The 12,997-nt window shown below is 28.9% G+C and carries 18 protein-coding genes and 1 tRNA gene; 12 read left to right on the top strand and 7 right to left on the bottom strand.

The window, feature by feature from the left end; genetic code table 11:
* Nucleotides 1–43: 43 nt before the first annotated feature.
* Complete coding sequence (locus ABXT39_RS00365) at nt 44–241, bottom strand: hypothetical protein (protein ID WP_006997433.1); 198 nt, start codon at nt 239–241, stop codon at nt 44–46.
* Between the two features lie 101 nt (nt 242–342).
* On the opposite strand from ABXT39_RS00365, the gene ABXT39_RS00360 reads away from it, so the two are divergent.
* A tRNA-Thr gene (locus ABXT39_RS00360) sits at nt 343–416 on the top strand.
* A 2-nt stretch (nt 417–418) separates the two neighbouring features.
* Here ABXT39_RS00360 and ABXT39_RS00355 read toward each other — a convergent pair.
* Entirely contained in the window at nt 419–1,138 is a 720-nt protein-coding gene (locus ABXT39_RS00355) for a TVP38/TMEM64 family protein (RefSeq protein ID WP_415295157.1), read from the bottom strand.
* A gap of 92 nt (nt 1,139–1,230) precedes the next feature.
* On the opposite strand from ABXT39_RS00355, the gene rpmH reads away from it, so the two are divergent.
* The 11 genes from rpmH to ABXT39_RS00300 are packed head-to-tail and all read left to right on the top strand — an operon-like array spanning nt 1,231 to nt 8,859.
* Nucleotides 1,231–1,395 (top strand): 50S ribosomal protein L34, encoded by a 165-nt coding sequence (gene rpmH / locus ABXT39_RS00350; RefSeq protein ID WP_006997435.1) that lies wholly within the window; start codon nt 1,231–1,233, stop codon nt 1,393–1,395.
* 10 nt (nt 1,396–1,405) lie between these two features.
* Nucleotides 1,406–1,750: a ribonuclease P protein component gene (gene rnpA, locus ABXT39_RS00345; RefSeq protein ID WP_415295156.1), complete on the top strand. Its 345-nt coding sequence runs from the start codon at nt 1,406–1,408 to the stop codon at nt 1,748–1,750.
* Nucleotides 1,750–2,001, top strand: a complete 252-nt coding sequence (yidD, locus tag ABXT39_RS00340) for a membrane protein insertion efficiency factor YidD (RefSeq protein WP_415295155.1) — start codon at nt 1,750–1,752, stop codon at nt 1,999–2,001. The genes rnpA and yidD overlap by 1 nt, the downstream gene beginning before the upstream one ends.
* Nucleotides 2,001–3,677, top strand: a complete 1,677-nt coding sequence (gene yidC / locus ABXT39_RS00335) for a membrane protein insertase YidC (RefSeq protein ID WP_415295154.1) — start codon at nt 2,001–2,003, stop codon at nt 3,675–3,677. Before yidD ends, yidC begins: the two co-directional genes overlap by 1 nt.
* Entirely contained in the window at nt 3,678–4,544 is an 867-nt protein-coding gene (gene argB / locus ABXT39_RS00330; RefSeq protein ID WP_415295152.1) for an acetylglutamate kinase, read from the top strand.
* Nucleotides 4,541–5,212, top strand: coding sequence for a pyrimidine 5'-nucleotidase (locus ABXT39_RS00325; RefSeq protein ID WP_415295151.1), 672 nt, complete (start codon nt 4,541–4,543; stop codon nt 5,210–5,212). The genes argB and ABXT39_RS00325 overlap by 4 nt, the downstream gene beginning before the upstream one ends.
* A gap of 29 nt (nt 5,213–5,241) precedes the next feature.
* Nucleotides 5,242–6,069, top strand: coding sequence for a 2,3,4,5-tetrahydropyridine-2,6-dicarboxylate N-succinyltransferase (gene dapD / locus ABXT39_RS00320; RefSeq protein WP_415278365.1), 828 nt, complete (start codon nt 5,242–5,244; stop codon nt 6,067–6,069).
* Nucleotides 6,070–7,224: a succinyl-diaminopimelate desuccinylase gene (gene dapE, locus ABXT39_RS00315; RefSeq protein WP_415295149.1), complete on the top strand. Its 1,155-nt coding sequence runs from the start codon at nt 6,070–6,072 to the stop codon at nt 7,222–7,224. It begins immediately after the preceding gene.
* Nucleotides 7,224–7,418 (top strand): hypothetical protein, encoded by a 195-nt coding sequence (locus ABXT39_RS00310; protein ID WP_415295147.1) that lies wholly within the window; start codon nt 7,224–7,226, stop codon nt 7,416–7,418. Before dapE ends, ABXT39_RS00310 begins: the two co-directional genes overlap by 1 nt.
* Nucleotides 7,419–8,348: a histone deacetylase family protein gene (locus tag ABXT39_RS00305; RefSeq protein ID WP_415295146.1), complete on the top strand. Its 930-nt coding sequence runs from the start codon at nt 7,419–7,421 to the stop codon at nt 8,346–8,348. It abuts the gene before it with no gap.
* Between the two features lie 31 nt (nt 8,349–8,379).
* Nucleotides 8,380–8,859: an SET domain-containing protein gene (locus ABXT39_RS00300; RefSeq protein ID WP_415295144.1), complete on the top strand. Its 480-nt coding sequence runs from the start codon at nt 8,380–8,382 to the stop codon at nt 8,857–8,859.
* On the opposite strand, the gene truA is transcribed toward ABXT39_RS00300, so the two are convergent.
* The 5 genes from truA to ABXT39_RS00275 are packed head-to-tail and all read right to left on the bottom strand — an operon-like array spanning nt 8,849 to nt 12,972.
* On the bottom strand, nt 8,849–9,589 hold the full coding sequence (gene truA, locus ABXT39_RS00295; RefSeq protein ID WP_415295142.1) for a tRNA pseudouridine(38-40) synthase TruA: 741 nt from the start codon (nt 9,587–9,589) through the stop codon (nt 8,849–8,851). The two genes, ABXT39_RS00300 and truA, sit on opposite strands and share 11 nt — an antisense overlap.
* Nucleotides 9,582–10,514 (bottom strand): methionyl-tRNA formyltransferase, encoded by a 933-nt coding sequence (fmt, locus tag ABXT39_RS00290; protein WP_415295141.1) that lies wholly within the window; start codon nt 10,512–10,514, stop codon nt 9,582–9,584. Before fmt ends, truA begins: the two co-directional genes overlap by 8 nt.
* Nucleotide 10,515: 1 nt before the next feature.
* Complete coding sequence (def, locus tag ABXT39_RS00285; protein WP_415295140.1) at nt 10,516–11,034, bottom strand: peptide deformylase; 519 nt, start codon at nt 11,032–11,034, stop codon at nt 10,516–10,518.
* Between the two features lie 26 nt (nt 11,035–11,060).
* Nucleotides 11,061–12,821, bottom strand: a complete 1,761-nt coding sequence (locus tag ABXT39_RS00280) for a hypothetical protein (protein ID WP_415295139.1) — start codon at nt 12,819–12,821, stop codon at nt 11,061–11,063.
* Nucleotides 12,796–12,972 carry a hypothetical protein gene (locus ABXT39_RS00275; protein WP_415295138.1) on the bottom strand — a complete coding sequence of 59 codons (177 nt, stop codon included), beginning with the start codon at nt 12,970–12,972 and terminating at the stop codon, nt 12,796–12,798. Before ABXT39_RS00275 ends, ABXT39_RS00280 begins: the two co-directional genes overlap by 26 nt.
* Nucleotides 12,973–12,997: the final 25 nt, after the last annotated feature.

Raw genomic sequence — 12,997 nt, 5'->3', positions numbered from 1 at the left:
TTAAGAGCCAGACTTAACTTTTCATTTTTTTCTTTATCATTCATTATTTATCTGGATTAGTTAAAAAATCTAAAGTGATAGGCTTTGATGCATCTAAAGTTTTCTCTGGTTCTTCTTGAACTTTTGGTCCCTCTTTAGCTTCACGTTTTGCTTTTTTTTCAGCAAGCTTTTTTTCTCTCTTAGCTTGCTTCTCCATAAGCTTATTGCCTTTAGTAGATTTATAATCGTAATGAATGCCCATAAAATTTCCTCCGTAGGTATAAATCATTATATGAAAAAAATTAAGGCAATTTTTTGAAAAAATGATTTATTATAGAAATACTTGAATAAAATAACAAATTAGCCCCTATAGTTAAATGGCATAACATGTCCATGGTAAGGATAAATTTCAAGTTCGATTCTTGGTGGGGGCACCAGATTATTTTTTATAAAATATTTTTCTAGCAACAATTGCAACTATTAATAAAGCTCCAAAAGCAATCATTGGGATGTAGATATCTGGTGAATATATCAAATCGATGATTCTAGGAGCTTCTAAATTTTGCTCTATAATTTTTTCAAGTCCACTTCCAATTGAAACAACTAAAAATAGTGGTGGAGTTAATCCTATTAATGTTGCCCAAAAAAAATTACTTACTCTGACATTAAAAATACAGGGCAATACATTTGATAATGCAAAAGGAATGCCTCCGATAAACCTGTAAACTAAAAGGTAAATAAATTCTGATTTTTTAAATTTAGCTTCTAAATTTTTAAATTTATTTAAAAACTTTTCTTTAATAATTTCTTTAAAAAAATAATTTCCAATGATGTATAAAATTGTTGCTCCAATAGTCATTCCAATTATTAGAATAAAAGTTCCAAGCCACTTACCAAAAATAAACCCCGCTAAGAGTGCAACCGGTAAACCAAATCCAGCCATAACAACCCAGACAATTGTGGCTATTAAAAATATTAGAGAAATTAAAAATAAATTAGTTTGCTTTAATCCAAAAAAATAATCTCTATTATTTTTAATAAATTCATAGCTAGTTAATTCTTCGAGGGTGAATTTTGATAAAAAAAAGTATAAAAATGATAAAACAACTAGAAGATAAAATAAACCTAAAGTTATCTTAACTTTTTTTGATTTTTCCATAATTTATTGGTCGTATTATAAAATCTTCTATTTGCTATTTATACATATAATTACTATAAAGGGCGAAATTTAAAAAAACTTAAATAAATCCTATGAAAAGAACATATCAACCCAAAGTTGGAAAACGTCTTAAGAAGCATGGCTTCAGATCAAAGATGGCAACTAAAGGTGGGAAAAAACTTATTAAGAGAAGACGTGATAAGGGACGTAAAAACCTTACAGTGTCATCCACCCAAAAAAAGCCTCAAGGTAAATAAACCAAACTAAATGAAAAGCAGAATTGTTGCTCTTTCTAAAAACGAAGATTTCAAAAATTTACTTAAGAAGAAAAAAATCTCAAATAAATATATCACTCTTTTTTTTGGTCCTCTTGCAGATAAAGATAATAAAAAACTAAATATTAGCTTTGTAGCTAAAAAAAAACTAATCCGTGGTGCCGTAAAGAGAAATAAAGTTAAAAGAAGATTAAGAAATATAATGAACGAAGCGATAAAAAAATTGTCAATAAACTTTAATTATTCTTACCTTGTGATTGCGAAAATGACTATGCTAAACAATGAATATGCGATAATAAAAGATACTTTATTCCAAGACATAGAAAAGATTAAGTAATGAATATTATATCAAACATTTTAATTGGCCTGATCAAATTTTATAAAATGGTTATTAGCCCCTACTTAACTCCTTCGTGTAGATATCTTCCAACTTGCTCGGAATATACAATTGAATGTTTAAGAACATATGGGCTCATTAAAGGGATCTCAAAGAGCACTAAAAGAATATTTTCATGTCATCCTATTAAGATATTGGGTGGTGGTGAAGGATTTGATCCAGTAAACAAAGAATTAAAGGCTAAGAAATAATGGATACTAGAAACGTAATCGCAGCAATATCCTTATCAGCAGCTGTTATTATTTTATACTCTCTTTTTTTTCAGCCTGATCCTGCAACTATTAAAAAAAATCTAGCTGAACAAAATAAAATTGAAAATAATGAAGACACTCCTAGCTTGGATAAAAATGAAAACTTTGCAAAGCTTTCAAGAACAGATGCTTTAAAAGAAAATGATAGAATTCAATTTGAAAATGGAAGTGTTGTTGGGTCAATTTCTTTAAAAGGTGCAGCGATAGACGATTTAACTTTCAAAGAATATAATGTTGAACTTAATGGAAGTGATAAAATAACCTTATTAAGCCCAAGAAATGTTGAAGATGGTTATTTAATTGAAAGTGGCTTTGTAAGTACTAATAAAAATATAGATATACCTGATGCTTCTACAATCTGGGAGGTTTCTGGGAATAAAAAATTAACTAATAATAATCCTGTAAAACTAACATGGAGTAACTCTCAAGGTATTACATTTGAGAAACATATAAGTTTAGATGATCAATTTTTGTTTACTGTAAAAGAAAAAATAATTAACAGATCAGATAAATCTTATAATTTTTACTCATACGGACAAATAATTAGAAATAAATTACCAGAAATATCTGGCTTTTATATTTTGCATGAAGGGTTTTTATCTGTGCTTGATGATCAATTAATTGAAGAGGATTACGACGATATTCAGGAAAAGAAGTTTACTCAAATTGCACAAGAAGGATTTGTTGCTATTTCAGATAAATTTTGGGTTACATCAGTTATACCACCTAAAGGTAAAGAGTTTAAAACAACTTTTGACTATAAAAATAAATTCAGAGCGAACTACATATCAACTAAAGGTATTGAAGTTAAAGCAAACAGTTCAGTTGAAGAAAAAATTCAGATTATAGTTGCCGCTAAAAGAGTAAATGTCATTGATGGTTATGCTGAAAATTTAAATATAAATAAATTTGATCTAGCGATTGATTGGGGCTTTATGTATTTCATCACAAAACCTTTATTCTTTGTATTGGATTACTTCTTTAAATTACTTGGTAATTACGGTTTAGCAATTATTGCTGTCACTATTTGTATCAGATTGGCTTTTTTTCCTCTTGCCAACTTTAGTTTTAAGTCCATGGGAAAAATGAAGTTATTGGCGCCTGAAATGGCTCGTCTGAAAGAGTTACACAAGGATGACAAAATGAAATTGCAACAAGCGATGATGGCTCTTTATAAAAAAGAAAAAGTTAATCCTATGAGTGGTTGTCTACCTATCCTGGTTCAAATTCCAGTTTTCTTTGCGCTATATAAAGTATTATTTGTAACCATTGAAATGAGACATATGCCATTTTATGGATGGATACATGACTTAAGCGATAGAGATCCAACATCTTTATTTAATGTTTTTGGTTTACTCCCTTGGGATCCGCCTTCTTTCTTGTTAATAGGTGCATGGCCAATCATTATGGGTATCACGATGTTTATACAACAAAAGCTTAATCCTACTCCGCCAGATCCTATACAGGCTAAAATATTTATGTTCTTTCCAGTATTTTTAACTGTAATTCTTGCACCATTTCCTGCAGGTCTTGTTATCTACTGGAGCTTCAACAACATCTTCACAATGATTCAACAATATATTGTTCAAAGAAAAATGACTATCAAAACAACATAAATGTCATCGTTAAAAGAAGAAGAATTAATAAACATCCTACCTAAAGACGGCCCAACAGTTGAACAAGTAAAAAAATACTTAGAAAAATATAATGATGAATTTATTATCATTAAATGTGGTGGCAGTGTCTTAGTTGATCCAAAATTATTTAAAATTTTTATTGAAGATGTGGTCGTTTTAAACAGGCTTGGTTTTAATCCTATAATTGTTCATGGAGGTGGAAAAAGAATTAACAGTAAACTTTCTGAAGTTAATATTAAAAGTAATTTTATTAATGGACTAAGAGTTACCGATAAAGATACCATCAACATAGTTGAGGATACATTAATCGAATTTAATAAAGAGATTGTTGAAGCTTTAAATGAGTTAGCCTGCAAAGCAAAAAGAATTACTTCAAAAGAAAATAACATAATTACTGTCGTACAAGAAAATAAAGACCTTGGATTTGTAGGAACACCTACTGAAATTAATAAAGAACTATTAATTGAAACAATAAAAGTGAACGAAGTCCCTGTAGTTGCTCCTTTAGGTTCAGATAAAGATAATCAGACTTTTAATATAAATGCCGATACTGCTGCAGGATCGATCGCAATAGAACTAAAAGCTAGAAGGTTAATGATTATTAGTGATGTTGAGGGCGTATTAGATAGTGAAAAAAAACTAATCTCTGAAATTAATTCTAAAAAAGCTATTGAATTAATTGATCAAGAGGTAATTTCTGGTGGAATGATACCTAAAATTAAGAATTGTCTAGATGTTGCAAGTAATGGCGTCAAGGCCGTTGTAATAATTGATGGAAGAAAAAATCACTCACTCCTTTTTGAACTATTATCTGATAAAGGTTCAGGAACTTTAATTAGAGAATGAAAAATTTAATAGATACTAAATACTGGCTATTCGACTTAGATAATACTTTGTATTCTGGACAAACAAAGGTTTTCTCTGAAGTTGATAAAAAGATGTCTTCTTTTATTTCAAAGAAATTTAACGTGGATTTGATTAAAGCAAGAGAAATTCAAAAAGAATACTTCTATGAGTATGGAACAACATTATCAGGATTAATGAATCACGATAAAATTGATCCACATGAATTTTTAGAATTTGTTCATGATATTGATATTAGCTGGCTTCCTAAAGATGAATTACTACGAGAAGAATTGATTAAGATTAAAGAAAAAAAATATATCTTTACTAATGGTTCTCATGCACATGTTGAAAATGTAACTAAACAACTAGGTATAGATGATTTGTTTGATGGAGCGTTTGATATTGTTGATGCTAATTTTATTCCAAAACCAAAAATTGAACCTTATAAAAAGATAGTAGAAAAATTTGATCTTGATTCAACAAAATCAATATTGATTGAAGATATTGCTCATAATTTAGAACAAGCTAAGAACTTAGGAATGAAAACTTGCTGGCTTGAGAATGATGAAGTATTTGCAAAAAAAGATGCAGATAAACCATATATTGATTATAAGATTAAGAACTTGCCTTCTTTTCTTCAAGAAATTAATATATTAAAAGCACAATAAAACTAACCTACTAACGATAAAATAAAACTATGAAAGAATTTGAAAACATTATCAATACAGCTTGGGACAATAAAGACTCCATCAACGGTCAATCTGATAAATCTATATTAGATGCTATCAACCAAACGATTGAACTTGTTGATAAAGGTGAACTAAGAGTTGCTGAAAAAAATGGTAATGAATGGGTAGTTAATCAGTGGGTTAAAAAAGCAATAATGTTAAGTTTTAGAACTCATGACATGGATTCATTAAGTGGCCCATATAGTAGTTGGTATGACAAGTCTCATTTACTGAAAGGTAAAACAGCAGATTGGACTAAGGAAGATCATATAAAAGCTGGTTTTAGGATGGTTCCAAATTCTCCAGTTAGAAAAGGATCTTTTATTGGAAAAAATGCAGTGCTAATGCCTTGCTTTGTAAATATTGGAGCTTATGTAGATGAAGGAACTATGGTGGACACTTGGGCTTCTGTAGGATCTTGTGCACAAATAGGAAAGAACTGTCACATATCAGGTGGTGCTGGAATTGGAGGTGTATTAGAGCCAATGCAAGCTAACCCTACTATCATTGAAGACAACTGCTTTATTGGAGCTCGTTCAGAAATAGTTGAAGGAGTAATTGTTGGAGAAGGATCTGTATTATCTATGGGTGTATTTATTGGTCAATCTACAAAAATTGTTTATCGGGAAACTGGTGAAGTAATCTATGGAAAAATTCCACCGTACTCAGTAATAGTACCGGGCAGCCTTCCAAGTAAAGATGGTAAAGGTCCTGCTTTATATTGTGCTGTAATTATTAAACAAGTTGATGAAAAAACTAGATCTAAAACTTCTATTAACGACTTATTAAGAGACTAAATGCCAACTTATAATGAAATCACATTAGCTAAAGAGCTAATAAGATTTCCAAGCATTACACCAATTGATGCTGGGGTAATGAAATTCTTAGCTAAAAGATTAACTGCTATTGGATTTAAATGTAAGATTTTAGAGTTTAAAGGTAAAAACTCTAAACCAGTTAAAAACCTATATGCAAGATTGGGTAATACTCAACCAAACTTTATGTTTGCTGGTCATTTGGATGTGGTTCCTCCAGGAAATATAAAAGATTGGACAATTAAACCTTTTAGTCCAGCTATTAAAAAAAATCATCTTATCGGTAGAGGTGCTAATGACATGAAAAGTGCAATTGCAAGCTGGGTTGTTGCTGTAAATAACTTTGTATCAAATAATAAGAAAATTAATGGATCGATTAGTTTATTAATTACTGGCGATGAAGAAGGTGTAGCAATTAATGGTACTAAAAAAGTAGTTGATTACTTAAAAAAGAAAAAAGAAAAAATAGATTTTTGCTTAGTTGGTGAGCCAACAAACCCCGATAAACTTGGTGAAATGATTAAAATTGGTAGAAGAGGAAGTATCAATGCTGAATTAACTATAATTGGAACTCAAGGTCATGTTGCATATCCTCATCGTGCTAAAAACCCATCGACTTCATTGATCAAAATACTAAATGAAATAAAAGAAATAAAATTTGATAAAGGAACAAAAGACTTTCAGCCAACAAATTTAGAAGTAACTAAAATTAATATAAATAACACAGCTGATAATGTTATTCCAGGACTTGCAAGAGCTACCTTTAATATAAGATTTAATAATAAACATACATCTTCTAGCTTAAAGAATAGATTAAATAAAATTTTCAAAAAAATTACTAAAAAGGATAAGTCTAATTTTAAAGTAGAATATCGTGTATCAGGTGAAGCTTTTTTAACTAAGCCCAATAAAACAACTTACATGATTCAAGATGTAATAAAGAAAATTACAAAAATTAAACCTCAATTGTCTACAACAGGTGGAACTTCAGATGCAAGATTTATTAGAAAAATTGCTCCATGTTTAGAATTTGGTTTAGTAGGTAAAACAATGCACAAAGTAGATGAGGCAGTATCTATTTCAGACTTAAAAAAGTTAACAAAGATATATTCTGAAATTCTTAAAAATTACTTTTAATGATTTGCATTAAAACAGATATTCCTAAAGAACTGAATGATATTGTTGATGAATTAAAAGCTATTTATCACTCTAAAGATACAGTTTGTTTTTTTGTTTTTAAAAATAGAGAGCAACGTAATGAGTTTGTAGAAAGAACCAAAGGAATGCCAAAAGTAGAACGAGAAACTATTTACCAAGAATATCTATCTTAAATGAAAACTGGTTTAATAACCTCTGATACTTATCAAAATCACAATACGGGCGACGGTCATCCAGAGAAAATTGATAGGGTTACAGTAGTTATTGATAATTTCAAAAAATTGGATAATAAAAATTTAGTTTGGAAAAAACCTTCAAAATTTAACCGATCACTTTTAGAAATAACTCACAATTCCGATTATATAAATTTCGTAGAAAAATCTTTTCCTGAAAAAGGATTATCCTTTTTAGATGGAGACACGATTGTCTCCCCAGGAAGCAAGGATGCCACATTAGATGCAGTAGGTTCAATCATTACAGCTATTGATGGTGTTCAAAATAAAAATTTTAACAATGCATTTTGTGCTGTCAGGCCTCCAGGGCATCATGCAGAGAAAAATAAAGCTATGGGTTTTTGCATCTATAACAATGTGGCTGTTGGAGCCAATTATCTTATAAACAAATACAAACTTAAAAAAGTAGCAATTATTGATTTTGATGTTCATCATGGAAATGGTACTCAAGATATTTTTTACGATAATGAAAAAGTTCTATACATATCTACTCATCAATACCCTTATTACCCAGGATCAGGCACTAATGATGAAAAAGGAAAACATAACAATATATTAAATATTCCTTTGCCAGCAGGAACAACCTCCGAAGAATATTTAAATGCCTATGAATTTGTACTTAAGAAAATTAAAGAATTTAAACCTGAATTTATCTTACTTTCTGCAGGGTTTGATGCTCATAAAGACGATCCATTGGCACAACTTCAATTAGAGTCAAAAGATTTTTATAGTATTACCAAAAGAACACTCGAGCTATCAAAACAATATTGTGATGGAAAAGTAGTATCAATTTTAGAAGGTGGATACGATCTATTAGCACTTCAAGAAAGCACTGAGATGCATGTAAAAGCTTTACTAGAATTTAATTGATAATTTCTCAATACGCATTAAAGAACTCACAATGAAACTTTATAAAATTCAAAAATCTAACATCGACAAAAAGGGACGTGGCCTTTATGCTGCAAAAAATATTAAAGAAGGTACTAGAATTGTTGATTATGTTGGTAAAGTTATCACCAAGAAACAAACTGAAGCAACTGAAAGATTTGATAACGCAAAGCCCATCTATTTATTTAATTTAAATAAAAAGTACGACATGGATGGAGACGTGTCATGGAACCCTGCACGTTTAATAAATCACTCTTGCTCTAATAACTGTGATTATAATGGGACAGGTTTAAAATTATGGGTGATTGCTATAAAAGATATTAAAAAAGGTGAAGAGATAACAGCTGATTATGGCTTTGGCTACGATGAAGATTATAAACAATTCAAGTGCAAGTGTAAGTCAAAAAATTGTTGTGGCTATATTGTTCGAGCAGAGTCTAGATGGAGAATTAATAAAAAATTTAGTATCGGCCAACAAAAAGCTAGTAAATAACTTTTTCTAAAAATAATCCTTCAGCAGGTGCAGGTGGTGCACAAAGAATTCTTTTTTTTGATTTAACAACAAATTCAAATTTTTTTAAATTCCATTTATTTTCAGCCAAGTATTTTAAACTACCTACCATTGATCTTACTTGTTGTTGTAAAAATGATTGAGATTTAAATTGTATTTCGATTCTTCCACCATTTGATTTAATCTTAACAGATTTCATAGTTTTAATTGGACTTTTAGCATTACAACTTGATGCCCTAAAAGTAGAAAAATCTTTAGTACCTAAAAGTTTTTTTGCTCCTTTCTTCATTAACTCAATATCTAATTTTTTAATTATGTGCCAACCTCTTTCTTTTTCTAGAGAGGGCTTACTCAATCTATTAAAAATTATATATTTATAAATTCTTTGTTTAGCAGAATATCTTGAATGAAATTTTAGACTTCTTTTTTTAATTGCTAAAATAGATATACCTTTATCATTTATAAAATGATTAATTGATTTTAATAACTTGTCTAAATTTTGAATTTCTTTTTTGCAGTCAAAATGAGCTGACTGCTCTATTGCATGGACACCTGCGTCTGTTCTCCCAGACCCTATCAAGACCACTTTTTCTTTTAAAAATTTTGATAACTTAACTTGTATTTCTTTTTGAATTGATTTTCCTATAGATTGTATTTGCCAACCAATAAAACTAGTTCCTATATATTCTATTAAAACTTGATATCTAAACATTTATTAATCTTGAGCCTTTTGTTATTTGAGAACCAAGAACAAATTCATTAATATTTTGAGGCTTTTTTCCCTGTCTTTGAATTTCAATAACTTTTATAGATTTTTCATTTCCACAGCTAATTTCTAAATCACTAGTCATTACTTCACCTATCTCACCATTTTTAGTACCTAATTCTGCTTTTAAAATTTTGTATCTTTCGTCTTTAAAAATAAAAAAGGCTCCAGGACTTGGATATAATCCATTTATTTTTCCAATAATGCTTTCTGCATTATCATTCCACTGAATTTCACCCTCTGATTTTTCAATTTTAGAGGCGTAAGTTGCTTTTGAGTCATCTTGCTCTTTAAATGTTAATTTATCTTCAAATATATTATCTATATTTTCTATAATTTTTTCTGAAGCTAAGATTGAAAGTTTGGTTGATATAATTTTTGTATTATCATTATCTTTAATTTTTATTCTATAACTATTGCAAACTGGACCAGTATCAAGTTTTTCTCCTATTCTCATAATACTAATTCCTGTTTCTTTTTCTAAGTTCATAATAGATCTTTGAATAGGTGCTGCACCTCTCCACTTCGGTAGGAGAGAGGCGTGAACATTTATAAAACCTTTTTTGGCAAGGTTTAAAAATTCTTTGGGTATTATTTGACCGTAAGCTACAACAATTACTAAATCTAGATCTAGTTGTTTTAAATATTCATATTCTTCTTTATTTTCTTTTAATGTATCTGGTGTTCTACAATTAATATTATGCCCTTCAGCTGTAGTTTGTATTAGTGACTTATTTATTTTTTGACCTCTTTGAGATTTTTTTGGTGGTTGTGTGTATACAGTAGATATTATATAATTCTTTTCATACAAAGATTTTAGAATCGGCACAGCAAATAATGGTGTACCCATGAAGACAATTTTTTTTGTCATTTTAAACTATTATTCTATTCGACTTAATTTTAGAAAGTTTTTTAATTATCATAGATTTTTTTAATTTAGATAAATAATCTATAAATAAAACTCCTTCTAAATGATCTATTTCATGCTGAATGCAAGTTGCCAATAATCCATCTGCTTTCAATAATTGTTTTTTCCCATTGTAATCTAAATATTCAACTTCACATTCATTTGGTCTTTCTATTTCAGCAAACTGGTCTGGAACAGATAAACAGCCCTCTTCATATTTTGATGTTTTATCATTTTTATTTTTAATTACTGGATTAACAAAATATCTTGGTTCTTTTTTATCTTCATCTCTACTTATATCCATCACTATAATTCTTTTTGGTACACCTATTTGAATTGCTGCAAGACCTATTCCAGGTGCTGCATACATGGTGTCCAGCATATCATCCATAAGTTTTCTTTCGTCGTCACCAACGCTTTCAACTGGGTTAGAAATCTGTCTTAATAGCTTGTTTGGTTCTGTTAAAATTGGTTTAACTGGCATAATGACTGATTATTTTAGTATAAATTTTAAACTTTTAAAGGAAGAACTTTAAAGAGTATCCTATTTCTTAGTGGATCCACATTTAACTGATTAAGGGTGCTTATAATAAAGTATAACGTATTTTCATCAATATTTTTTAAGTTGTCCTGCCCTATAACCTCAACAATTCTAAGCAATGCAGCAGCCATATCACCACTGTTAATAAATATTTGAATATCAGATGGTATCTCCGAATCATTTATTTGGTATAAATTATTATACTTCTCTAAAATCTTGATCCCGTCAGACTTAAAGGTCTCAACTAAAATTACATCTTTTTTAGAAAAAAAATATTTTTTGTTTTTTTTAATCTTTTTTAAGAAATCATTTATGTCTTTTGTAGGATCGTTTTTAGATTTTTCTAATTTTAAATAATTTATCAATTTTGACTGATGTAAAATTTTATTATTTATTTTAATATTTGCTTGTTCCTCCTCCTCATCATTTAAATTATTTAGATAAAATGTTGTAAAATTTGCAGGAACTTTATCTTCTTCTATATCTTTTAAAAGAGCTTTTAATTCTATGTTAAATGCATTCTCAATACCCTCACTCTTGAAAGAATTTTTAAGAGCATTCATTAGTTGTAATTTATTCTCAATTTTAGTAGTAATTAAAATTCCTTGGTAAATTAATGCTCTTGTCTCTACTGTTGAGAGCACTTTAGTTGATTCTTTAATATTTAATAATTGATTAATATTAAATTGAAATCTCTTATAAAGTTCAAATAATTCTTTTTCTGTATAATTTCCCTCATGTGTTGCTTTTTCAATACTGGTGATTTTCTCTATATCTGTAAGCTCAATATCGCTGATATTATCTAATAGATTTGAAGTTGATAAATATTTCCATATTTGTCTGGATGTAGTATTTTTTGGTTCAAATTTAAATTCTGGATTTGTTCTGTGAGATAAGTGAAAATCTAAAATTGTTTTTTCTGAAACTTCTATTGCTGGTTCCGTATTATACCCCATCAAATAATCAATTTTTTTGTTAAAAAACTTATCGGTAATACCTAATTCTGATTGAAGATCGATGAGCAATTGAGCTTCATCTCTTTTATTATTATTAACTAAACAGTAAATATTGTATTTAGATAAATACAAGTCTTGTATTGGTTCTTTAATTTTAGAAAAAATCTCACAAGCTTTTTTAACATCTGATTGAGATAGATAATGATCCACTAAATGCTTGGTAAGTTTTGGATGCTCGTTAATAATCTGATTATTTAATAAATATTTTTCAATTAAGTCAAAGTTTGAATGTTTGATAAGCCACTTTGATTTAATTTCTAAAAACTGCTCTTTTGAAATATTCATTTCTGGATAATGTGCATTTGTTAATAATAAAATATCCATAATCTCAGCAGCATCTCTTGAAAGTTCCAATTTATCTATTCTTTTAAAGATATTTAAAATTTGATCCCCATTAGAATTAGACCACATATTAATATCTAAACCGTTTTCCGCAGGATCATAAATTCCAACTAACTTTGTTTTTTTTGAAATTAAAGTTTGTGTTTCCTCTATACTTAATTCTCCTTCTTTTTGAGACTGCATTTCATAAATGCTATTCTGTGGAATATTTTTTTCAGCTTCATCTTCGTTTGAGGTTGTGTTTTCTTCAGGTTTTTTTTCACCTACTTCCCAGATATCCACAGGCTCTTGTGAATTGGATGCAAAACCAAAAAATAAAGAAAATAATATTACTAAAAAATAGTTCTTACTTAACAATTTTAAGTTTTTCATTAGGTATGATTTTTTCAATATCTTTATTTGGAGATGGAAATTCAATTTTCCCAAGCATTATTATGGCTCCAATAAAAATAATTAGCACCAATGCTATTTTGATCAATATACTTTTGCCACTCCCATTGCTTGTATTTTTTGAAAATTGCATATATTCTTTAGTAATTTCAAATTAA

Source organism: Candidatus Pelagibacter sp. Uisw_113, assembly GCF_047717815.1.
GTDB lineage: Bacteria > Pseudomonadota > Alphaproteobacteria > Pelagibacterales > Pelagibacteraceae > Pelagibacter.
This window is presented reverse-complemented; position numbering and strand designations above follow the sequence as displayed.

Bases quoted from the DNA above. Each gene is read 5' to 3' on its own strand.
- argB (WP_415295152.1), top strand. From the start codon at position 3,678: ATGTCATCGTTAAAAGAAGAAGAATTAATAAACATCCTACCTAAAGAC.
- ABXT39_RS00310 (WP_415295147.1), top strand. From the start codon at position 7,224: ATGATTTGCATTAAAACAGATATTCCTAAAGAACTGAATGATATTGTT.
- ABXT39_RS00275 (WP_415295138.1), bottom strand. From the start codon at position 12,972: ATGCAATTTTCAAAAAATACAAGCAATGGGAGTGGCAAAAGTATATTG.
- ABXT39_RS00355 (WP_415295157.1), bottom strand. From the start codon at position 1,138: ATGGAAAAATCAAAAAAAGTTAAGATAACTTTAGGTTTATTTTATCTT.
- ABXT39_RS00280 (WP_415295139.1), bottom strand. From the start codon at position 12,821: ATGAAAAACTTAAAATTGTTAAGTAAGAACTATTTTTTAGTAATATTA.
- ABXT39_RS00300 (WP_415295144.1), top strand. From the start codon at position 8,380: ATGAAACTTTATAAAATTCAAAAATCTAACATCGACAAAAAGGGACGT.
- yidD (WP_415295155.1), top strand. From the start codon at position 1,750: ATGAATATTATATCAAACATTTTAATTGGCCTGATCAAATTTTATAAA.
- ABXT39_RS00365 (WP_006997433.1), bottom strand. From the start codon at position 241: ATGGGCATTCATTACGATTATAAATCTACTAAAGGCAATAAGCTTATG.
- fmt (WP_415295141.1), bottom strand. From the start codon at position 10,514: ATGACAAAAAAAATTGTCTTCATGGGTACACCATTATTTGCTGTGCCG.
- rnpA (WP_415295156.1), top strand. From the start codon at position 1,406: ATGAAAAGCAGAATTGTTGCTCTTTCTAAAAACGAAGATTTCAAAAAT.
- dapD (WP_415278365.1), top strand. From the start codon at position 5,242: ATGAAAGAATTTGAAAACATTATCAATACAGCTTGGGACAATAAAGAC.
- rpmH (WP_006997435.1), top strand. From the start codon at position 1,231: ATGAAAAGAACATATCAACCCAAAGTTGGAAAACGTCTTAAGAAGCAT.
- def (WP_415295140.1), bottom strand. From the start codon at position 11,034: ATGCCAGTTAAACCAATTTTAACAGAACCAAACAAGCTATTAAGACAG.
- yidC (WP_415295154.1), top strand. From the start codon at position 2,001: ATGGATACTAGAAACGTAATCGCAGCAATATCCTTATCAGCAGCTGTT.
- truA (WP_415295142.1), bottom strand. From the start codon at position 9,589: ATGTTTAGATATCAAGTTTTAATAGAATATATAGGAACTAGTTTTATT.
- dapE (WP_415295149.1), top strand. From the start codon at position 6,070: ATGCCAACTTATAATGAAATCACATTAGCTAAAGAGCTAATAAGATTT.
- ABXT39_RS00305 (WP_415295146.1), top strand. From the start codon at position 7,419: ATGAAAACTGGTTTAATAACCTCTGATACTTATCAAAATCACAATACG.
- ABXT39_RS00325 (WP_415295151.1), top strand. From the start codon at position 4,541: ATGAAAAATTTAATAGATACTAAATACTGGCTATTCGACTTAGATAAT.